The organism is Nonomuraea sp. NPDC050733, from assembly GCF_040654215.1.
Classification (GTDB): Bacteria; Actinomycetota; Actinomycetes; order Streptosporangiales; family Streptosporangiaceae; genus Nonomuraea.
On record NZ_JBFAHO010000031.1, the window covers coordinates 1 to 19408 of the forward strand.

Below are 19408 nucleotides of genomic sequence, written 5' to 3' on the forward strand. Positions count from 1 at the left end.
CCCCGCCCATAACCCCCCGGCCCGGTCGGGGCCCACACCAATGGTCGGGGCGGGGCCCCGCCCCCCCCCCCCCCCCGGGCCCCCCCCCCCCCCCCGGGGGGGGGGGGGGGGCCCGGCCGCCCCCCGCGCCCCCGCGCCCCCCGCCGGGCAGCGCCCACGTCCTGACCGCTGCCGCACCTGGACCATCCTGCGCGCACGAAGGCTCAATCAGCGGCTTGAGGGACGGGCGCGACCTCGATCTCGATTGACGCCGCCCAGAGCAGGTCGTCAGCACCGTCCGTGGCCAGCCATTCATGAATGTCGGCCGCAAGCTCTTCCGCGTCATCCTGGTCCGGTACTCCGAGCCGCATGGCAGCCACTTTCAGATTCTGGCCGGAGTACCGGATGATCAGCGAACGGTCATCCCACCTGGTCACCTCGGTTTCCAGCCCGGGACAACCGTGCACTCGCAGGGCGCCGCCGAGGCCCAAGACGAAAGCGCCGTCCGTCAAGCAGTTCCACCATGACATCGGCATCCTTTCCATGACCGAAAAGGACGATCTCCGCTGCTCATGGGCTGATCGTAGCCACGTCATTACTCTATGTCGCGAGATCCGAGACAAGTCGCTGCCTGTGTGGGATGGCCGAGGGCGTGAGCTGCACGGCGGAGACTCACGATTGATCGACAGATCAGCAGAGATCAACGTCGATGTACTTGCGGGCCACCTTGTAGATCTTCTCGTCAGTGGTGACGAGGACACAGTTCAGCGCTTCGGCCAAGGCGACGTAGGTGGCGTCGTAGCCGTTGAAGTTCGCTCGTAGGTCCCAGGCGCGATCGGCCGTCAGGTCGTCGGCGTGGCGGATGAAGGGTAGGCCGGCCTTGACGGTCCGGGCTCCCTCGGCGCGGGCCTCGCTGATCTTCCCCCCGAGGAGTAGACCGCGCATGGCGTTGCGGAACTCATAGTCGAGCAGGTAGGGGATGTTGAGCCGGCTTTCGGCGACGCGAGCGAGCAGTTCGTCTGCGGGGGCGTCTCCGGCCAGGGCTTCGACGAGCGCTGAACTGTCGATGACGATCACGACTCGCGGATCTTCCGTATCTCAGTGACGATGTCGTCGTGGCTGGCCCCGCCGCCGAGCGACCGAAGCGCCTCCAGCCGTTCTCTGATCGTGTCCGGGGCTGGAGTGGCGGCGACCTCGGTGAGGATGTCGGCCACATACGCGGACAGCGACATGCGCTTACGCGCGGCCCGCGCCTTCAGTTCGGCAACCACTTCCGCATCCAGTCCTCTGACCTGCAAGGTGGCATCCATGGTGTAAGCATAATGCTTTTGATGCATGTGAGATATGCGTACAGCTGGCATCACGCAGTTTCCGTGGATGAACGTCGCCACCACGGACCGGGCGGGCGAACGCGCCCAGCACGGTGAGCCGGTGCTGGGAGACGGCGTCCCACAACGCCACCGTGCCGTCCTCGGTCCCGGTCACGAGCGGGGCCCGGTCAGCGTGCTCGACCAGGCTCGGGCAGAGACCTCTCTCCAGGCTTCCGAAGGCGGCGGCCGTGACCAGGTGGGGCACGGCGTCCAGATGGACGTCATGCTTTGGCACGGGAACGAGTGGTCCGATAGCCATGGGCGGGTGATACGTGTGCGCGCGCTCGAACCGGACGACGCCCCCGTCGTGGCGTCGTGGATCGACGGCCCGGAGGCGCTGGTCGTCTGGTCCGGCAAGACGGGGTTCACCTGGCCGTTCAACGGCCGGCAGCTGCTCGACCTGCGAGCCTCCGATCCCGCCCGCCGCCTCCTGGTCGCGACCGGCCCGGACGGGGCCCTGGTCGGCCACGTCGGCCTGCGGGGCGAGCCGGGCGGCCCGTCCGTGCGGCTCGGCATGGTCCTGGTGGCCCCCGCCGCGCGGGGACGGGGGCACGGGGCGGCCATGGTGGAGGCGGCGCTCGGCGTGGCGTTCGCGGACCCCGCCGTCGAGCGGGTGGAGCTGGGCGTCTACGCGCACAACGACTCGGCCAGGCGGATCTACGAACGGCTCGGGTTCCGGGCCGGCCCGGTGCATCCGCGGAGCGTCCTCGTCGGCGGCGAGTGGTGGACGTCGGTCACGATGAGTCTGCCGCGGGAGGCGTGGAGGCCCTCCGCCTGAGCGGTGTGCGGAACTGCTCCGTGGCGTTTGTCAGCTTGTACGGTGACATGGCGCGGTCAGCGAACCGGCAGCATGGCGTTGAGTCGCTCGGCGGTCGCCTGGTAGGCGTTCTCCTGCACCGGTGTGAGGACCACGTCCACGCCCGGCCCGGCCGCCGCCAGCCGTTCGCGCAGCACGATCGACTCGCCCGTGTCGGCGAGGTCGAGCAGGCCGCTGAAGCCGGCCGCGACCGCGACGAGGTCGACGCCCGGCCGGTCGGCCCGGCAGTCCGTCAGAGCCGCACGTACCGGCCCCGCGCCGCTCGCGCCCCGGCCGAGCGCCGCGGCGGCGGCCGACAGGGTGGCCACGTCGATCGGGTCCACGTCCACCAGCCGCACCGGGACGTGCTCGACCCGGCCGCCCGGCGCGTACAGCCTTCCGGCCGGACAGGCGGCGGACCCATGCCGTCCCTGCGTGGGCGCCACCGCACCCCATAACCGCCGCAACGCCGCCAGGGCCGTCCCGCCGGCCAGCGGCTCCGGCAGCACGGCCCCGCCCCGCTCGGCGGCCCCCAACGCCTCGAACAGCGCCCCAAGCGCCTCTATCGCGACCGCCAGCTCCTCACCGAGGTCGGGCACCAGGACCGCGCGGGAGCCGAGCCCGTTCACCGGCCCCCACCACCGAGGTACGGCACCGGGCGGGCCGGGGTGCGGTGAACGAGGCGTCGGGACGTGAAGGGGCGGCGGCCCCGCATGTGAGCTGCGGGCAGCGGGTGGACGCGGGTGCGGGGCGCGGAGGGGCGGCGAACCGGAAGGCGGTGCGCGTGGGAAAGGGTCGCCGGGTCGAGGGCGGAGCGGGGTGGGGGGCTCACACCTGTGACGTTACGCCGCCCGGCCGTCACTCGTCTCCACCCGTGTGCCGCACGCCACGCGAGGAGGCGGATGCGAGAGCCGATTCGAGAAAGCGGATGCGAGCGGGCTTCGCGGAGTGATCAGCGTCACTTCTCACGTCGAAGACACATGCGTGCAATTAAGCGCCCGTATCTTACGGGTACGGCTGTTCCGCCACCCCCAGGAGCCTTCCCAGGAGTCGCGCCGCGGCCTCGTCGTGCTTCGGTACGGCAGGGCGGGAAGGTTCTGGTGGGTCTGGAGTGTTATGTCCTGGTGCAGGCTGGTGGACAGCCATCCCTGCGGACACAGGCCATCCGGATCTCCGGTAATATCGGCCTGCTTTATTTGAAATTTCGGATTTTTCGCTTGTCAGAGCGATATGGGAGGGTGAGGCATGACGACGGCTGCCCTGCAGACCGTGTTGACCGTCCCCGAGCGTTTCCGGGGACCGGTGGGGGTTGCCAACGGCGGCTGGATAGCCGGGACCATGGCGGACGCGTTCAACGACAACCGATCAGCCGTCGAAGTCACCCTCCATGCCCCCACCCCGCTGGAAACCGAGCTGCGGCTGGAGCACGTCGCCAACACCGTCACCCTCTCCGACGGCGACCGGCTGCTCGTCGAGGCCATCCCGGTCGCGCAGGACCTCGACGCCCCCGAGTTCGTCCCGTTCAAGGACGCGGCGCGGGCCGAGGTCGGCTTCGCGGGCTGGAAGGGTCACGCCTTCCCCGAGTGCTTCGCGTGCGGCCTGCGTGAGCCCGGCGACGGCCTGCGCGTCTTCCCGGGTCCGGTCGAGGGCAAGGACGTGGTCGCCGCCGGCTGGCGGGTTCCGCACACGGTGGTGGACGAGGACGGCGTTCCCGGCTCGATCGTGGGCGCGGTGCTCGACTGCGTCTCGGGCTGGGCGCACTTCCAGCCCGGCGAGTCGGCGCTGCTCGGCAGGCTGACCCTGCAGATCCACCGGCGCGTGTACCCGGGCGGCGCCTACTCCGCCGTGGCCCGCGCCACCGGCCGCGAGGGACGCAAGCTGTTCGGCGAGAGCGCGATCTACGAGGTGGACGGCACGCTCGTCGCCGCCGCCCGCGCCACCTGGATCGCTCCACGCTGACCGCACCTCCCGCCTGACGCTCGACGGCCCCGGAACCCTCAGGTTCCGGGGCCGTCCGCGTCTCCGCCCGTCCGCGTCTCCGCCCGTCCGCGTCTCCGCCCGTCCGCGTCTCCGCCCGTCCGCGTCTCCGCCCGTACTCGCCGCAGGCCGGGGCGCGCGGGTCAGTGCGCGGCGGTGAGGCGGGCGGCCACCAGCGACGCGCAGCGCTCGTCGAACAGGATCGTGTAGTGGTTGCAGTCGGCCACCACCTCGTCCTCCAGCCGCGGCAGCCGCGCCGTCCAGGCGGCGGCCAGCTCGTCCGGCAGCATGCCCGTCTCCTGGTCGAGCAGCCCCCGCGGCGCCCGCAGCAGCGAGATGGGGGCCGCGATCGAGGTCAGCGCGGCGCCGATCTCCTCCGCCTCCGTCAGCAGCCAGCGGCCGTCCTCACGGACCGCCTCCTCGGCCGCGCGTGAGCGCAGCGCTCCCGGCGGCCCGGTCAGGTCGTAGCGGACGTACGCCTCGACGTCGTCGTTCCAGGCGTTCACGAAGGCCGGGTGCGACTGGAAGAAGGCCACGTAGTCCTCCGGCGTGGCGAAGGTGCGGGACAGCCGGGCGAGCCCGGGGCCGAGCGTGGCCGCCAGCGCCGTGTCCGGGTCGGTGCCGGCCGGGAGCGGCAGCGGCAGGCCGCCGTCCACCAGCACGACCCGGGCGAACTCCCGCCGGGCCGCCGCCAGCGCCGCCACGTACGCGCCCATGGAGTGCCCCGCCAGCACCGCGCCGCTGTCCGCGCCCACGTGGTCGGCGACGCGCAGCACGTCCTCGGCGTGCCTCGGCAGCCCGTACGGCCCGGGGAGCCCGGCGCTGTGCCCCCGGCCGCGCAGGTCCATCGCCACCAGCGACCAGCCGTCCGGCAGCCGCCGCCCCACCGCCGCCCACGCCATGAGCGACGCGGTGATCCCGTGCACCGCGATGACCACCCGCGGACCGTCCCCGAACCTGGCGATGCGCAGCCCGCCGACCTCGTCCATCCTCATGGACGGGATCCTAGGGAGAGACCGCCCGGTCCGGTACGCCCCGGGCGGCTGGAACGGGAAGTGACACGGGCACGGGCGTGACCATGACCGGTGTCGAGCCCGGTGAAGGTGTCCCGCCGCCGGGCGGACCCGATGGCGGGCGGGCGCGCCTCAGCCCGTCGTCCAGTGACGGAGCTTCTCGGGGTTGCGTACCACCCAGATGTGCTTGATCCGGTCGCCCGCGACGTCGAACGCGAACACCGTCACGATGACGCCGTCCTGCTGGGCCACCAGGCCGGGCTGACCGTTGACCGTGCGCTCCAGGAACGTCATGTCGCCGGGCCTCCGGCGGGCGATCTCGACCCAGGCGTGCGCGACCTGCTCGCCGCCCTCGATGGGGCGCAGGAAGGTGATGGCGCGGCCGCCGCCGTCGGCGATCGCCGTGGCGTCAGGGTCGAGCAGGCCGATGAGGGCGTCGATGTCCTTGGCCTCCCATGCCTGCTTGAAGGCTCTGACGATGCCGGCGCGCTGGGCCGCCGGAGTAGCGGAAGGCCGCGCGGCCCGGATGCGGCGGCGGGCCGAGGAGGCCAGCTGGCGGCAGGCCGCCGGCGTGCGGCCGACGATCTCGGCCACTTCGGCGAAGGAGTGGCGGAAGACGTCGTGCAGGACGAACGCGACGCGCTCGGCCGGGGTCATCGATTCGAGCACGACCAGGAAGGCCAGGTTGACCGACTCGTCCAGGGTGACCCGGTCGGCCGGGTCGGCGGTCGCGCCGCCCGGCCGCCCGCCGATCCACTCTGTACGCTCGGGCAGCGGCTCGGGGATCCATTCGCCCACATAGGTCTCTCTCCGGGCCCGTGCCGAGCCGAGCAGGTTGAGGCAGATGCGGCCGGCGACCGTCGTCAGCCAGGCGCCAGGTGACTCGATGGCCTCCTGCTGCTGCCGGGACATGGCGTACCAGCGGGCGTACGTCTCCTGGACGGCGTCCTCGGCCTCGGCCAGGGAGCCCAGCAGCCGGTAGGCGAGATTGATCAGCTGGCGCCGCTCGCTCATGATCGCGTCCGGGCCGGGGTCGGGCCGGCCGTGTCCTGGCCGGGATGGGGTGGTCATGGTGCCGACGGCTCCCTTGATCGCATGTGTCCTCACCGGTTCGACAAGACAGCGCACCGGAATGTGAGGCCGGTGCGTCGCCTCACATTCCGGGCGGTTGTGCTGTCGGACTGCTCGGACTAACACGTCATCCAGCGAACAGGGAGCTCACAGACATCATGACGACCTCAATGCCCGCACCATCGTTCGCCGCCCCGGTGCCCGCGCAGCGCCTGGAGCGGGCGGCCGCCGCGCTGACCGCACACGGTTTCACCGTGGAGATCCTCGACGACGCCGCCGCCGCGCGTACCCGCGTCAAGGATCTGATTCCCGAGGGGGCCGGCGTGTTCACCGGGGCCAGCGAGACCCTCCGCCTGTCCGGCATCGATGAGGACATCAACGCCGGCGGGCGGTACCAGGCCGTCAAGCCACGCCTCCTGGCCATGGACCGCGCCACCCGGATGGACGACATCCGGCGGCTGAGCGCCACCCCGGACGTCATCGTGGGCAGCGTGCACGCGGTCACCGAAACCGGCTCCCTCGTGATCGCCTCGGGCAGCGGAAGCCAGCTGCCCGGCTACGCCGGCGGCGCCGCCCGCGCGATCTGGATCGTCGGGGCGCAGAAGGTGGTGCCAGACCTGGACACCGCGCTGCGCCGCGTCGAAGACCACTGCCTCCCGCTGGAGACCGCTCGCACCCTGAAGGTCCATGGGTGGCCCAGCGCCGTCAACCGCCTCCTCATCCTCAACGCCGAATTCCAGCCCGAGCGCGGCACCGTCCTGCTGCTCCGCGAAGCCATCGGATTCTGAATCCCCAAGAGCCGCGGAGCGCTGCTGGACCCTGCCGCGCCCGCCGATCCGCGCGTCCTCTAGGTTACGCGGTATGCGGATCACCGTCATCGAGCACGAGGCCGAGGCCGGGCTCGGCTACCTGGCCGAATGGCTCGGCCCGGCCTGCGACGTCGTCCGGCCGTACCGGGGTGAGGAGGTGCCCGAGCGGGCCGCCGACGGGCTGGTCGTGCTCGGCGGCGAGGCCGCCGCCTGGGAGGACGAGCGCTGTCCCTGGCTGCCCGCCACCCGCGAGCTGCTGCGCCGCTCCGTCCTCGACGGCACCCCCACGCTCGCCATCTGCCTCGGAGCCCAGCTCATGACGCTGGCCTGCGGTGGGACCGTCGAGCGCGGCGGCGAAGGGCTGGAGGTGGGGCTCTGCGAGGTGACCGCGCTGCCCGAGGCCGCCTCGGACCGGCTGATGGCCGGGATCGGCACGGCGGTCGCGATCCAGTACCACCAGGACGTGATGTCCCGGCTGCCGGACGGGGCGGTGCCCCTCATGACCGGCTCCCGGTACGCCAACCAGGCGTACCGCCTGGGGGAGAAGGCATGGGCGGTGCAGTTCCACCCGGAGGCCACGCCCGGCATCTTCGCGTCGTGGGCCGGGTCGTCGCCGCTGGAGGGGGCGGAGGAGCTGGTCGCGGCGGTCCGGGCGGCGGAGGACAAGCTGGTGTCGGCCTGGCGGCCCGTGGCGGAGGCGTTCGCGTCCGTCGTCAGAGGCGCCTGAACCCGTTCTCAGTACCAGCGGTCGCGGGGACGCGAGGCGGGCCGGCCGCTCGCGCCCCGGCGGCGGGTGACGGCGTGGGCCGCCGCGTGGACGCCCGCCAGCAGCAGCGGTACGGCCAGTGCGCCCACGGCCGAGGAGCCGCGGGGCGGGGCCGGCACCCCGGCCTCGCGCAGCCGCCGCCGCGCCCACACCGTGAACGGGATCACGACGAGCGGCGCGGTCACCGCGCCGGGCGTGTAGCCGCGGGTGAGCGCCGCCTGCGCCAGATGGACGACGCCGTGCAGCCCGAAGGCCGTCAGCGCCGCCTGGAACGCCGGACTCCGTCCACCGGTGCGCGCCCCCGCGGCCGACAGCGCCGCCACGGCCCCGCCCATGAGCCCGATCGCCACGGTCGCGTGCGCCCGCGACACGTCCAGCCGTTCCCACGGGACGCCCGGGAGACGCCGCCGGAGCCTGGGGCCGGCCCGCCCGGCCCAGCCGGGCATCGTGACGAGCTCCTCGGCGTCGTGCACGGCCCAGGCCGCCAGCAGCCCCCACGTCACCACCGCGGGTACCACCCCCGAAGCCGGATCCGCGCCCGAGGCCGGAGCCGTCGACGTCGGCGCCGCCACCCCGCCTGCGCCGCCATGCCCGTGAGAATTCACCTGTCCGTCCTCCCCATCACTGAAACGCAACGCAACGTTGCGTTTCACTCTATGCCGCTCGCGCACCGGCCTGTCAAGATGGAGGGGTGCCCAGGATCGAGTCCACCGCCGCCAGGCTCGCCAAGCTCGGGTTCGCCGACGGGGCTACCGCCGCGCGGCTCCTCGAACAGGCCGGTGGCGAGCTGGACGACCTGCTCGACGGGCTGGTCGAGGTCGCGGACCCCGACCTCGCGCTGCTGTCGCTGACCCGGCTGGCCGAGCGGGCCCCCGAAGCGGTCGCCGCCCTGCGCGGCGACGAGCTGCTGCGCGAGCGCGCGCTGGCCGTTCTCGGCGTGAGCGCCGCCCTGGGCGACCACCTGGTCCGCCACCCCGGCCACCTCGCGCTGCTGGCCTCCACCGAGCCGGGCGACGCCGGCGCCGACCTGCTGCGCGCCGTCGGCGCCGACCCCGGCGACCCGCTGCCCCGCGCGGCCACGCCCCCCTCTTCCTCCGGCGGCCTCCATCACCCGGGCGACCCGGCCGACCCGGGTGCGCTGGTCGCGCTGCGCGTCGCGTACCGTGGCCGGCTCCTGGGCCTGGCCGCGCGCGACCTGACCGGCCAGGCCACGCTCAGCGAGGTGACCGCCGAGCTGTCCGACCTCGCGGGCGCCGCGCTGGAGGCGGCCCTGGCCATCGCCCGCGCGGAGGTCGACGCCGAGGACGTGCGGCTGGCGGTGATCGGCATGGGCAAGGCCGGCGCGCGGGAGCTCAACTACATCAGCGACGTCGACGTGATCTTCGTGGCCGAGCCGCGCGACGGCGCCGACGAGACCAAGGCGCTGCGCGCCGCGACCCGGCTGGCCCAGACCATGATGCGCGCCTGCTCGGCCGCCACCTCCGAAGGGGCGCTGTGGGAGGTCGACGCGGGCCTGCGCCCCGAGGGCCGCAACGGGCCACTGGTGCGCACCCTGGCCAGCCATCTCGCCTACTACGGCCGGTGGGCCAAGACCTGGGAGTTCCAGGCGCTGCTCAAGGCCCGTCCCATCGCCGGCGACATGGAGCTCGGCGCCTCCTACGTCGAGGCGGTCAACGACCTGGTCTGGTCGGCCGCCACCCGCGACCACTTCGTCGAGGACGTACAGGCCATGCGCCGCCGCGTCGAGGAGCACGTGCGCGCGGAGGGGGAGCGGCAGATCAAGCTGGGGCCCGGCGGGCTGCGCGACATCGAGTTCGCCGTGCAGCTCCTCCAGCTCGTCCACGGGCGGCTCGACCCGCTGCTGCGCCGCCGCGCCACCCTGCCGGCCCTGGCCGCGCTGTCCCGGGGCGGCTACGTCGGCCGCGACGACTCCCGCGGCCTGGCCGAGGCGTACACGTTCCTGCGCCAGGTCGAGCACCTGCTCCAGCTCCACCGGATGCGCCGCACCCACGTGCTGCCCACCGACTCCGCCGACCTGCGCCGGCTGGGCCGCGCGCTCGGCATGCAGGCCGACCCGGTGGGGGAGTTCACCGCCCGCTGGCGCCGTCACGCGCGCGAGGCGCGGCGGCTGCACGAGAAGCTGTTCTACCGGCCGCTGCTCCAGGCCGTGGCCCGGCTGCCCGACACCGAGGCCCGGCTGTCCACAGCGGCGGCCTCGGCCCGGCTGCGGGCCCTCGGCTACGTCGACCCCGACGGCGCGCTGCACCACATCGCCGCGCTCACCTCGGGGGTGTCCCGGCGGGCCGCGATCCAGCGCACCCTGCTGCCGGTCATGCTCGGCTGGTTCGCCGACACGCCCGACCCCGACGCGGGGCTGCTCGGCTTCCGGCAGGTCAGCGACAAGCTCGGCACCACGCCGTGGTACCTCCGGCTGCTGCGCGACGAGACCGCCGTGGCCGCCCGCATGGCCCGCGTGCTCGGCGCCAGCCGCTACGCCACCGGGCTGCTCATGCACGCCCCCGACGCCGTGGCCCTGCTCGGCTCGGACGAGGATCTCGCGCCGCGCGCCCCCGAGGCGCTACGGGCCGAGGCGTCCGCCGCCGTGACGCGGCACGCGGCCGACCCGGCGAGCGCCGTCGCCGCCGTGCGCGCCCTGCGGCGCAGGGAGCTGTTCCGCACGGCCGTCGCCGACCTGTTCGGCCTGGCCGGCATCGAGGACGTCGGCGTCGCGCTGTCGTCGCTCAACGACGTGACGCTCCAGGCCGCCCTCGACGCGGCCGTCGCCAAGGTCCGCGCCGACCGGGGAGCGGAGCCGCCCACCCGGTTCGCCCTCATCGCCATGGGCCGGCTCGGCGGCATGGAGTCGTCGTACGCGAGCGACGCCGACGTCATGTTCGTGCACGACCCGCACCCCGGCGCCGGCGAGCGGGAGGCCGGTGACGCCGCGTTCGCCATCGCCAACGAGCTGCGCCGCCTGCTCAGCCTGCCCGCCCCCGACCCGCCGCTGCTCATCGACCCCGACCTGCGGCCCGAGGGCCGGCAGGGGCCGCTGGTGCGCACGCTGGCCTCCTACCGCGCCTACTACGCGCGCTGGTCCTCGCCGTGGGAGGCGCAGGCGCTGCTGCGGGCCCGCTTCTCCGCCGGCGACGCCGCGCTGGGCGCGGAGTTCACCGCGATGGCCGACGAGCTGCGCTACCCGGCCGGCGGCCTGCGTGAGGAGGCCGTACGCGAGATCCGGCGCCTGAAGGCCCGGATGGAGGCGGAGCGGCTGCCGCGCGGCGCCGACCCCGCCCTGCACACCAAGCTCGGCCCCGGCGGCCTGTCCGACGTCGAGTGGGTCGCCCAGCTCCTCCAGCTCCGCTACGCCGGCGCCGCCACCTCCCTGCGCACCACCCGCACCCTGGAGGCGCTGCGCGCGGCCGTCGCCGAGGGGCTGCTGACGGAGGCCGACGAGGAGGTGCTGGCCGAGGCGTGGCAGTGCGCCTCCCGCATCCGCGACGCCATCATGCTGGTCAAGGGGCGGCCCGGCGACAGCGTCCCGGCCGACGCCCGCGAGCGCATGCGGCTGGCCCGCACGCTCGGCTACCCGCCGGAAGGCTCCGAGGACTTTCTCGACGACTACCGCCGCGTCACCCGCCGTGCCCGCCACGTGGTGGAGCGCGTCTTCTACGGCTCCTGAACCCTTTCCTCCGGAGATGTGAGCCGTTGCGTCCCGCTCCCGGACGGGTGTATCAAGGCGCGGGGTGATCGTTTTGCTGTCGATCTACGTGGATCTGGCCTTAGGTCTCGTGCTGTCGTTCCTGCTGCTGTCGCTGCTCGTCAGCGGGCTGAACGAGGCGTTCGTCCGGCTGCTCGCCATCCGCAGCAAGTTCCTGTGGGCGTACCTGCGCGACACCATGGACGGCAGCGACAAGGACGGCAGGAGCTGGCTGCCGGCCAGCGTGCGGGAGGTGTTCGCCGTGCTGCCGTTCACCCGCGACCCGCGTCCGGTGCACAGCGACCAGCCCGCGCCGGCCGAGGCCGGCGAGCTGCCCGCGAAGGAGACCAAGGCCGAGGACGCCATGATCAACCTGCTCTACCAGCGGGTCCGCGAGATCGACCATCCCAAGCAGGGCCGCACCAGCATCGCCAACCTGCCGCCGGGCCGCTTCGCCGCCGCGCTGATGGAGCTGGCAGCGGCCGAGGACGGCGGCGTCGAGGGGCTGCTGGAGAAGCTGAAGGCCATGGGCAGCCCGCTGCACGGCCACCTCAAGGGCGTGTGGGAGAGCGCCCAGCGCGACATGGAGCGCTTCCGGGCCGGGGTGGAGACCTGGTTCGACGGCGAGATGCAGCGGCTGTCGATGCTGTACCGGCGCTACGTCAAGTGGGTGGTGGCCGCGCTCGGGCTGCTGGTGACGCTGGTGTTCACCATGGACGGGCTGGAGTACGCCAAGACGCTGCTGCGCGACAACGCCTTCCGCGTCTCCGTGACGGCCGTGGCCGAGTCCGGTCCCGAGGCGTACGGTGAGCTCAAGGCGCAGTGCGAGCGCTCGAACCCGGTCCCCTGCATCACCGACACCCTCAGCCAGCCCGCCCTGGTCAAGGTCTTCGACCACGCCCTGGTCAGCCTGTCGATCCCCGAGGAGGGCGACCCGGCCGTCCAGTGGAACGGCGGCACCTGGTGGGACCGGCTCACCACGCTCAGCCACTGGCCGGGCTATCTCATGACGTACGTGGCGCTGCTGTTCGGCGCCCCCTTCTGGTGGGACGTCTTCCGCCGCATCACGGGCCTGCGGTCCCGCCGCCAGTGACGGGCGCCGTCGTCGGCCGCTGAGACGGCCGTGAACGGGTCAGGCGCTCATGGCGTACAGCACGTCGCGCAGGGACTCCTCGCGGCTGCGCAGCCACACCAGCCGCAGCGCCAGCGCCGGCGTGTCGCACTCCAGCGCCACCAGCGCGCCGGAGTCCAGCTCGGAGCCCAGCGCGAAGTCGGGCAGCAGGGCACGTCCGAGGCCCTGCCTGGCCCACTCGCGGGCGGCGGCGATGCTGGTCAGCTCCCTGCGCGGCACCGACGGGCCGAACACCTGGTCGGCCGCGAGCCTGATCGAGCAGCCCGTCGGGCTCACCAGCAGCGGGTCGCGCTCGCCGCCGGGGGAGGCGACCAGCAGCAGGCCGACCTCGCCCACGTCCAGGAAGTCCAGCTCGGGCGGCGGGAGGAAGCCCAGCCCGCCGAGCCGGGGGCCGAGGTCGAGCAGGAGCGCGGCGTCCACGTCCCCGGCGGCGACCTCGGCCAGCAGGTCCCGGCGGGTGAGGGAGCGTACGTCGACGTCGAGGTCGGGGCGGCGTTCGGACAGGCGGCGGATCACGGCGGGCAGCCGGGCGGCGGCGAGCATCTCCAGCGCTCCCACGCGCACCTTGCGGCGCTCGCCGGTGACCGCGCGGCGCACCTCCTCGGCGTGGTCGAGCAGGCCACGCGCGCGTGCCAGCAGGGTCGCGCCGGCCCCGGTCAGCCGCATGCCCTGGGGCGTACGCTCGAAGAGCGCGACGCCGAGGCTGCCCTCCAGCCTGCGCACCTGCTCCGACACCGACGCGGGGGCGAGGCCGAGCGCGTTCGCGGCCCCGGTGACGGTTCCCGCCCCGGCCACGGCGACGAACCCCCGCAACTGACGCAGATCCATACACGAGAGCATACGGCTTTCCCGAACGCCCCGTGCGGTCGCGCCTGTTGAGCCGGCACGTCGCGGATCAGCAGGCTGGCGGGCATGAAGATGTTCGGCTTCTCCCTCGCCTACTTCCTGGTGATCCTCGACACGACCGTGCTGACGATCGCGCTGCCCGACCTGCGTGCCTCGCTCGGCGGCTCGCTGGCCGGCCAGCAGTGGGCGGTCAACGCCTACACCGTGGCCTTCGCCGCGTCGTTGCTCGTCGGGGGAGCGGTCGCCGACCGGTACGGCGCGGCCCGGGTGTTCAGGGCCGGGGTGGCCGCGTTCGGCGCTCTGTCGCTGCTCAGCGCGGCCGCGCCGGACCTCGGCGTGCTCGTCGCGCTGCGCGCCCTGCTCGGCGTGGCGGCGGCCCTGTGCACCGGCGGCTCGCTCGGCCTGCTCGCCGAGATGTTCCCCGTGCCCGCCGCGCGCGCCCGCGCCACCGGCGTCTGGGCGGCGATCACCGGCAGCGCCCTCGCCGCCGGCCCCCTGCTCGGCGGCCTCCTGGTCGACCTGTACGGCTGGCGCGCGGTGTTCCTCGTCAACGTGCCCGTCGCCGTGGTCAGCCTGCTCCTCATGCGCCGCGTCACCTCGCCGCGCGGCGCCCGGCGCATCGACTGGACGGTCCAGGCCCTGGCCTGCGTGCTGCTCGGGCTGGTCGCCGAGGCCCTGATCGACTCCTCCCCGCTCGCGGGCGCGCTGGCCGCCGCGGCCCTGGTCGCACTCGTGCTGGTCGAGCGCCGCAGCCAGTCCCCGGCGCTGCCCGGCGGCCTGCTCGCCGCCACCTGGCCGGAGCTCCTCGCCGGAACGGTCGCCAACTTCGCCTTCTCCGGCGCCCTGTTCGTGCTCACCCTGCTCCTGCAGGACACCCGGCACCTGTCGCCGATGGCCGCCGGGCTCGCCTTCCTGCCGCTCACCCTTCCGATGACGGTGAACCCGCTGCTCACCGGCCGTCTCGTGGCCCGGTTCGGCCCTCGCCCGCCGATCCTGGGCGGCCTCGCGCTGCTCGCGGCCGGTCTCGCCGGGGTCACGTTCACCGACGTGCTCGCGCCGTGGCTGGTGGTGACGGGGTTCGGGCTGTCGTTCGTGTTCCCGGCGCTCATGGCGGGCATGGTGAACGCCGCCCCCGCCGGGACCGCGGGCGCGGCGGGCGGCGTGCTGAACGCCTCCCGCCAGGTCGGCGCCACGCTCGGCGTGGCCGTGCTGGGCGTCGTCGGCCACCCCCTGCAGGTGGCGGCCGCGCTGACGGCGGTGACCTGCGGCTGCTACGCGCTGGCCGCCGCGCGCGCCCGGCACGTCGCGCGGAGCCGCAGGGAGGCCGCCGCAGTGTCGTGAGCCGCACGAGCCCGACGACCGGCGAGGTGACAGTGCGTTTCCAGCATTCCGACGACATCTGGCGGGACTTCCCCGCCCTCGTCCCCTGTGCGTTCCACGTGGAGGGCCCCTGATCGACCTGTGCAACGCGGTTTCGATCGCCTTCGCCGTGCCGGTGGCGGTCTTCGAGGTCTCCCGCGTCTCGGGCTTCGTCGAGGTCCGGTACGCGACAGGCGACGAGACGTACCTCACCTTCTCCGGCGAGACGGAGAACCCGGCCGCCGGAGAAGTGATCTTCGCGGACGCGGAGGGCCGGGCGCAGGGGCGAGGCTGGACCAACCGCCAGAGCGGCCTGTCGGCGGTGCGCTTCGACTTCTGAGCCGGGCTCAGCAGGGCGTGAAGTAGACCTTCAGGACGCCGTCGGTCGTGCCCCACTGCCCGGCGGGCTGGCCGCAGCCGTACCAGCGCTGGCCGACGACCTGGTCGCCGCTGTAGTAGGTGAAGACGATGAGGGTGTCACCGCCCGGCGGCGGTGGCGGGATCGCGTGGGCCGGGGCCGAGCCGAGCACGAGCACGAAGGCGGCCAGCACCGCCGATAAGACCCCTCGCCTGATCGTCATGAAGTCCCTCCAGAGCCGGTTCGTACGGTCTGGGATCACGGTAACCGCGCCGGCCGCCCCCGGCCAGACACGGGAACGGCCCGGCATCGCGAAAGATCGCGGCCGGGCCGTTTCCTGGATGTCTGTCACACGTCGTAGTACAGCTCGAACTCGTGCGGGTGCGGGCGGAGGCGGATCGGGTCGACCTCGTTCTCCCGCTTGTACGCCACCCACGTCTCGATGAGGTCGGGCGTGAACACGCCGCCCTCCAGGAGGTAGTCGTGGTCGGCCTCCAGGGCCGCGAGCACCTCGGGCAGGGAGCCCGGCACCTGGGGCACCTGGCGGGCCTCCTCCGGCGGGAGCTCGTACAGGTCCTTGTCGACCGGCTCCGGCGGCTCGATCTTGTTGCGGATGCCGTCGAGGCCGGCCATGAGCATGGCGGCGAACGCGAAGTACGGGTTGCACGACGGGTCGGGCACCCGGAACTCGATGCGCTTGGCCTTCGGGTTGGAGCCGGTGATCGGGATGCGGACGCAGGCGGACCGGTTGCGCTGGCTGTAGACCAGGTTGACCGGGGCCTCGTAGCCGGGCACCAGGCGGTGGTAGGAGTTGACCGTCGGGTTGGTGAAGGCCAGCAGCGACGGCGCGTGCCGGAGCAGGCCGCCGATGTAGTAGCGGGCCGTGTCGGACAGCCCGGCGTAGCCGACCTCGTCGTAGAACAGCGGCGAGCCGTCCTTCCACAGCGACTGGTGGCAGTGCATGCCGGAGCCGTTGTCACCGTAGAGCGGCTTGGGCATGAACGTGACCGTGTGGCCGAACTCCAGGGCCGTGCTCTTGATGATGTACTTGTAGAGCATCAGGTTGTCGGCCGTCTTGAGCAGCGTGCCGAACTTGAAGTCGATCTCGGCCTGGCCGGCGGTGCCCACCTCGTGGTGCTGCATCTCGACGTCGATGCCGCACTCGATGAGGTTGCGGACCATCTCGGAGCGCAGGTCGGTGAAGTGGTCCATCGGCGGGACCGGGAAGTAGCCGCCCTTGTAGCGCGGCTTGTAGCCGAGGTTGCCGCCTTCGGTGGCCTTGCCGGTGTTCCAGGCGCCCTCGATGGAGTCGATGTAGTAGTAGCCGGCGTTCTGCTTCGTCTCGAAGCGGACGTCGTCGAAGATGTAGAACTCCGCCTCGGGGCCGAAGTAGACCGTGTCGGCGATGCCGGTGCCCTTGAGGTACTCCTCGGCCTTGCGGGCGACGTTGCGCGGGTCGCGGCTGTAGGCCTCGCCGGTCAGCGGGTCGTGCACGAAGAAGTTGATGTTCAGCGTCTTGTGCTGACGGAACGGGTCGAGCACGGCGCTGGACGGGTCGGGCAGCAGCAGCATGTCCGACTCGTGGATGGCCTGGAAGCCGCGGATGGACGAGCCGTCGAACATGAGCCCGTCGGTGAAGACGCTCGCGCTGAAGTTCTCTACCGGGAAGGTGAAGTGGTGCGTCGTCCCCGGCAGGTCGGTGAACCTGACATCGACGAACTGCACCCCTTCGTCGCTGATGAACTTCAGGACGTCGTCGGCGGAGTTGAACACTCTCGAACCTCCCTGGGGACCTGGCTATCTGGCCGACGCTAAGTCGCGGCCGTTTCCGCTCGGTGTCCCGATTGTTTCGCATATGTTAAGCGGCGGAGGGGTGGGAAGGGTCTGCGCCACTCCGTGTGAGCGACCGGGCCACCCGCCGGATACCGTGGTGGACATGAGCGGCAATGAGCCCCGCTGGACACAGACCTGGCTGGGCGGCGTGCGGGCGGCGGGTGTCGATCTCGGCTATCCGGGCGAGCGGCTGGGCCTGCCCGAGGAGGGCGGCGGCTCGGTCGCCGGATGGGGCCGGCGTATCGCCGCACTCGTCATCGACTGGATGATCTGCACCTGGGTCATCACCCAGCTTGTCCTGCGGATCAACCCCGCCGAGTCGCCGTGGGTGCCCGCCGTCGTGTTCGCCGTGCAGTACCTCGTGCTGGTGGCGTTCATGGGGCAGACGTTCGGCCACCGGCTGGCCGGCATCAGGGTGGCGGCCATGGACGGCGGCGACCCGCGGCTGGTGCCCACGCTGACGCGCACCGCGCTGCTCGCCCTGGCCGTGCCCGCGCTGATCTTCGACCGCGACCACCGCGGGGTGCACGACCGCGTGTCCAACACCGTCGTCGTCCGTATGTGACACCCGCTCGCACCCGAAAAAGCGTACCCGGTTCGTTTTTGAACCGGGTACGCTTTTTTGGGTGATGGCAGGACTGAGGGAGCGCAAGAAGGAGCAGACGCGGCGGCGCATCGCCGAGGTCGCGCTGCGCCTGTTCGCCGAGCGGGGCTACGACGCGGTCACCGTCAACGAGGTCGCCGAGGCGGCCGGGGTCGCCAAGGTGACGCTGTTCAGCTACTTCCCGAGCAAGGAGTCCCTGGCCCTGGAGGGCGTCAAGGACGACATGGCGCGGGTCGTGGCCGAACGGGCGCCCGGGGTGACGCCGCTGGCCGCGCTGCGCGCCCACTACCGGGGGCTGGCCGCCGGCGGCGCCGGCGAGGTGGACGTGGAGGCGCTCCTGGCGCGGGTGCGGGTGATCTCCTCCAGCCCGGCGCTGCTGGCGGGCCTCCAGCAGTCGTACGCGGAGGAGCGCGAGGAGCTCTCCGCCGCCCTGGCCACGAGCGCCACGAGCGCCACGAGCGCCAAGCGCGCCACGAGTGCCGCGAGTGCCGCGAGCCCCGTTCCGGAAGGGGAGGTCGACCTGGTGGCCCGTGTCATGGCGGCCCAGATCACCGCCACGGTCACCGCTCTCCAGGAGACGTTCTTCTTCCGCCTGTCCTGCGGGACGCCCCTCGCGGAGGCGGGCCGGCGCCTGGCCGAGGACGTAGAGCTCGCCTTCGACCTGCTGGAACACGGCCATGGTCACGTCGACGACAAGGATGGATCATGAAAAAGGGCATCAACTACGACACCGGCTTCCTCAACGGGCCCGAGCGGTCCCGCAAGGCGTTCGACCGCGAGACCGCCCGCCGCGAGATGCGGGTCATCGCCGAAGACCTGCGCTGCCGGGTGGTGCGCGTCTCCGGCGGCGACCCGGAGCGCCTCGGCGTCGCGGCCGAGGAGGCCGCCGCGGCCGGCCTTGAGGTGTGGTTCGCGCCCTTCCCGGTGGACCTGCCGCGCGAGGAGACGCTCGCCCTGTACGCCGACTGCGCCGCCCGCGCCGAGACGTTACGGCGCGGCGGCGCCGAGGTGGTCCTCGTCACCGGCTGCGAGACCAGCGCCTTCGGACCCGGCTTCATGCCGGGCGACACCTACCGCGACCGGCTGCAGCTCATGATGGACGGCGACCTGGCCTGGTGGCAGTCGCTCGGCGAGATCATGTCCCGCTACAACGTCTTCCTCGCCGAGGCGGCCGCCACGGTCCGGCCCCTGTTCGGCGGCCGGGTCACCTACGCGGCCGGGCCGTGGGAGTTCGTCGACTGGAGCCCGTTCGACCTGGTGGGCGTGGACGCCTACCGGGCCGCGTACAACGCTCCGAACTTCCGCGAAGAGCTGCGCGAGCACTTCCGGCACGGCAAGCCGGTCGCCGTCACCGAGTTCGGCACCTGCGCCTACCGGGGCGCGGGCGAGCGCGGCGGCACGGCCTGGATGGTGCCCGACGGGGCCGTCCCCGACGAGGACGAGCAGGTGCGCTACCTCACCGAGCTGCTCGACGTGTTCGAGGAGGAGGGCGTGGAGACGGCGCTGTGGTTCACCTTCGCCACATACAACCGCACGGGAGCGGACGACATCGGCGCCTACGGCGTGATCCGGCTGCTCGACGAGGCCCGCTGGGAGCCCAAGAAGGTCTTCCACGCCATGGCCGCCCGCTACGCCGGGGGCTGAGCGCCGCCAGGGCCGCCCGGGGCGGACCGCCGAGGTCATATAGGTATGGGCGATAGCCCTGATCGCCATCAGGGCTTTGTGCCGTGCCGGAGGCGTGTGATTGATTCGAGACCGCTCTGGCAGGCCTGTTCCCAGCAGCGAATCCCCCTCCACG

General features: G+C 72.8%; 21 protein-coding genes. 11 read left to right on the forward strand and 10 right to left on the reverse strand.

All coding sequences use genetic code 11. The annotated features are described in order from the left end of the window. Positions 1–203: 203 nt before the first annotated feature. The 3 genes from AB0H64_RS33390 to AB0H64_RS33400 form a co-directional block, all read right to left on the reverse strand. A complete protein-coding gene (locus tag AB0H64_RS33390; protein ID WP_357632603.1) occupies positions 204–509 on the reverse strand; it encodes a hypothetical protein in 306 nt (101 codons plus the stop codon). 160 nt (positions 510–669) lie between these two features. Then, positions 670–1056 (reverse strand): type II toxin-antitoxin system VapC family toxin, encoded by a 387-nt coding sequence (locus tag AB0H64_RS33395; protein ID WP_357632605.1) that lies wholly within the window; start codon positions 1054–1056, stop codon positions 670–672. Next, positions 1053–1289 (reverse strand): toxin-antitoxin system, encoded by a 237-nt coding sequence (locus AB0H64_RS33400; protein WP_357632607.1) that lies wholly within the window; start codon positions 1287–1289, stop codon positions 1053–1055. Before AB0H64_RS33400 ends, AB0H64_RS33395 begins: the two co-directional genes overlap by 4 nt. A 67-nt stretch (positions 1290–1356) precedes the next feature. Between AB0H64_RS33400 and AB0H64_RS33405 the strand changes: the two genes are divergently transcribed. Then, complete coding sequence (locus AB0H64_RS33405; RefSeq protein ID WP_357632609.1) at positions 1357–2127, forward strand: GNAT family protein; 771 nt, start codon at positions 1357–1359, stop codon at positions 2125–2127. A gap of 56 nt (positions 2128–2183) precedes the next feature. Here AB0H64_RS33405 and AB0H64_RS33410 read toward each other — a convergent pair whose 3' ends face one another. After that, a complete protein-coding gene (locus tag AB0H64_RS33410; RefSeq protein WP_357632611.1) occupies positions 2184–2774 on the reverse strand; it encodes a hypothetical protein in 591 nt (196 codons plus the stop codon). Between the two features lie 616 nt (positions 2775–3390). Here AB0H64_RS33410 and AB0H64_RS33415 point away from each other — a divergent pair. Beyond that, positions 3391–4104 (forward strand): hypothetical protein, encoded by a 714-nt coding sequence (locus AB0H64_RS33415; RefSeq protein WP_357632613.1) that lies wholly within the window; start codon positions 3391–3393, stop codon positions 4102–4104. A gap of 161 nt (positions 4105–4265) precedes the next feature. Here the strand turns inward: AB0H64_RS33415 and AB0H64_RS33420 are convergent, their stop codons facing one another. Then, positions 4266–5117, reverse strand: a complete 852-nt coding sequence (locus AB0H64_RS33420) for an alpha/beta hydrolase (protein WP_357632615.1) — start codon at positions 5115–5117, stop codon at positions 4266–4268. Between the two features lie 150 nt (positions 5118–5267). Continuing rightward, a complete protein-coding gene (gene sigJ, locus AB0H64_RS33425) occupies positions 5268–6206 on the reverse strand; it encodes an RNA polymerase sigma factor SigJ (protein ID WP_357632617.1) in 939 nt (312 codons plus the stop codon). Between the two features lie 170 nt (positions 6207–6376). Here sigJ and AB0H64_RS33430 point away from each other — a divergent pair, with 170 nt between their 5' ends. Further along, positions 6377–6994: an LUD domain-containing protein gene (locus AB0H64_RS33430; protein ID WP_357632619.1), complete on the forward strand. Its 618-nt coding sequence runs from the start codon at positions 6377–6379 to the stop codon at positions 6992–6994. Between the two features lie 73 nt (positions 6995–7067). After that, positions 7068–7742, forward strand: a complete 675-nt coding sequence (locus AB0H64_RS33435) for a type 1 glutamine amidotransferase (protein ID WP_357632621.1) — start codon at positions 7068–7070, stop codon at positions 7740–7742. 8 nt (positions 7743–7750) lie between these two features. Here AB0H64_RS33435 and AB0H64_RS33440 read toward each other — a convergent pair whose 3' ends face one another. Beyond that, positions 7751–8287, reverse strand: a complete 537-nt coding sequence (locus AB0H64_RS33440; protein ID WP_357632623.1) for an HXXEE domain-containing protein — start codon at positions 8285–8287, stop codon at positions 7751–7753. 185 nt (positions 8288–8472) lie between these two features. Here AB0H64_RS33440 and AB0H64_RS33445 point away from each other — a divergent pair, with 185 nt between their 5' ends. Continuing rightward, a complete protein-coding gene (locus AB0H64_RS33445) occupies positions 8473–11460 on the forward strand; it encodes a bifunctional [glutamine synthetase] adenylyltransferase/[glutamine synthetase]-adenylyl-L-tyrosine phosphorylase (RefSeq protein ID WP_357632625.1) in 2988 nt (995 codons plus the stop codon). A gap of 64 nt (positions 11461–11524) precedes the next feature. Continuing rightward, entirely contained in the window at positions 11525–12571 is a 1047-nt protein-coding gene (locus AB0H64_RS33450; RefSeq protein WP_357632627.1) for a hypothetical protein, read from the forward strand. Positions 12572–12610: 39 nt separating this feature from the next. Here the strand turns inward: AB0H64_RS33450 and AB0H64_RS33455 are convergent, their stop codons facing one another. Beyond that, positions 12611–13438 carry a LysR family transcriptional regulator gene (locus AB0H64_RS33455; protein ID WP_357632629.1) on the reverse strand — a complete coding sequence of 276 codons (828 nt, stop codon included), beginning with the start codon at positions 13436–13438 and terminating at the stop codon, positions 12611–12613. 84 nt (positions 13439–13522) lie between these two features. Between AB0H64_RS33455 and AB0H64_RS33460 the strand changes: the two genes are divergently transcribed. After that, positions 13523–14797, forward strand: a complete 1275-nt coding sequence (locus AB0H64_RS33460) for an MFS transporter (protein WP_357632630.1) — start codon at positions 13523–13525, stop codon at positions 14795–14797. Positions 14798–14915: 118 nt separating this feature from the next. Next, complete coding sequence (locus AB0H64_RS33465) at positions 14916–15155, forward strand: phenylalanine--tRNA ligase beta subunit-related protein (RefSeq protein ID WP_357632750.1); 240 nt, start codon at positions 14916–14918, stop codon at positions 15153–15155. A 7-nt stretch (positions 15156–15162) separates the two neighbouring features. Here AB0H64_RS33465 and AB0H64_RS33470 read toward each other — a convergent pair whose 3' ends face one another. Both AB0H64_RS33470 and glnA read right to left on the reverse strand, forming a co-directional pair. Continuing rightward, on the reverse strand, positions 15163–15396 hold the full coding sequence (locus tag AB0H64_RS33470; protein WP_357632632.1) for a DUF6289 family protein: 234 nt from the start codon (positions 15394–15396) through the stop codon (positions 15163–15165). 125 nt (positions 15397–15521) lie between these two features. Further along, the gene (gene glnA / locus AB0H64_RS33475) at positions 15522–16946 is read right to left on the reverse strand and encodes a type I glutamate--ammonia ligase (protein ID WP_357632633.1); all 1425 of its coding nucleotides are present in this window, start codon (positions 16944–16946) and stop codon (positions 15522–15524) included. Between the two features lie 163 nt (positions 16947–17109). On the opposite strand from glnA, the gene AB0H64_RS33480 reads away from it, so the two are divergent. From AB0H64_RS33480 to AB0H64_RS33490, 3 genes are all read left to right on the forward strand, one after another. Beyond that, positions 17110–17571: an RDD family protein gene (locus tag AB0H64_RS33480; protein ID WP_357632635.1), complete on the forward strand. Its 462-nt coding sequence runs from the start codon at positions 17110–17112 to the stop codon at positions 17569–17571. 64 nt (positions 17572–17635) lie between these two features. Next, positions 17636–18319 carry a helix-turn-helix domain-containing protein gene (locus AB0H64_RS33485; protein ID WP_357632752.1) on the forward strand — a complete coding sequence of 228 codons (684 nt, stop codon included), beginning with the start codon at positions 17636–17638 and terminating at the stop codon, positions 18317–18319. After that, a complete protein-coding gene (locus tag AB0H64_RS33490) occupies positions 18316–19254 on the forward strand; it encodes a hypothetical protein (protein ID WP_357632636.1) in 939 nt (312 codons plus the stop codon). The genes AB0H64_RS33485 and AB0H64_RS33490 overlap by 4 nt, the downstream gene beginning before the upstream one ends. Positions 19255–19408 lie beyond the last annotated feature (154 nt).

Excerpts from the sequence above, each read along its gene's own strand:
- AB0H64_RS33390 (WP_357632603.1), bottom strand. The coding sequence starts at position 509 with ATGTCATGGTGGAACTGCTTGACGGACGGCGCTTTCGTCTTGGGCCTC.
- AB0H64_RS33400 (WP_357632607.1), bottom strand. The coding sequence starts at position 1,289 with ATGGATGCCACCTTGCAGGTCAGAGGACTGGATGCGGAAGTGGTTGCC.
- AB0H64_RS33405 (WP_357632609.1), top strand. The coding sequence starts at position 1,357 with ATGAACGTCGCCACCACGGACCGGGCGGGCGAACGCGCCCAGCACGGT.
- AB0H64_RS33415 (WP_357632613.1), top strand. The coding sequence starts at position 3,391 with ATGACGACGGCTGCCCTGCAGACCGTGTTGACCGTCCCCGAGCGTTTC.
- AB0H64_RS33420 (WP_357632615.1), bottom strand. The coding sequence starts at position 5,117 with ATGAGGATGGACGAGGTCGGCGGGCTGCGCATCGCCAGGTTCGGGGAC.
- sigJ (WP_357632617.1), bottom strand. The coding sequence starts at position 6,206 with ATGACCACCCCATCCCGGCCAGGACACGGCCGGCCCGACCCCGGCCCG.
- AB0H64_RS33430 (WP_357632619.1), top strand. The coding sequence starts at position 6,377 with ATGCCCGCACCATCGTTCGCCGCCCCGGTGCCCGCGCAGCGCCTGGAG.
- AB0H64_RS33435 (WP_357632621.1), top strand. The coding sequence starts at position 7,068 with ATGCGGATCACCGTCATCGAGCACGAGGCCGAGGCCGGGCTCGGCTAC.
- AB0H64_RS33455 (WP_357632629.1), bottom strand. The coding sequence starts at position 13,438 with ATGGATCTGCGTCAGTTGCGGGGGTTCGTCGCCGTGGCCGGGGCGGGA.
- AB0H64_RS33460 (WP_357632630.1), top strand. The coding sequence starts at position 13,523 with ATGAAGATGTTCGGCTTCTCCCTCGCCTACTTCCTGGTGATCCTCGAC.
- AB0H64_RS33470 (WP_357632632.1), bottom strand. The coding sequence starts at position 15,396 with ATGACGATCAGGCGAGGGGTCTTATCGGCGGTGCTGGCCGCCTTCGTG.
- AB0H64_RS33480 (WP_357632635.1), top strand. The coding sequence starts at position 17,110 with ATGAGCGGCAATGAGCCCCGCTGGACACAGACCTGGCTGGGCGGCGTG.
- AB0H64_RS33485 (WP_357632752.1), top strand. The coding sequence starts at position 17,636 with ATGGCAGGACTGAGGGAGCGCAAGAAGGAGCAGACGCGGCGGCGCATC.
- AB0H64_RS33490 (WP_357632636.1), top strand. The coding sequence starts at position 18,316 with ATGAAAAAGGGCATCAACTACGACACCGGCTTCCTCAACGGGCCCGAG.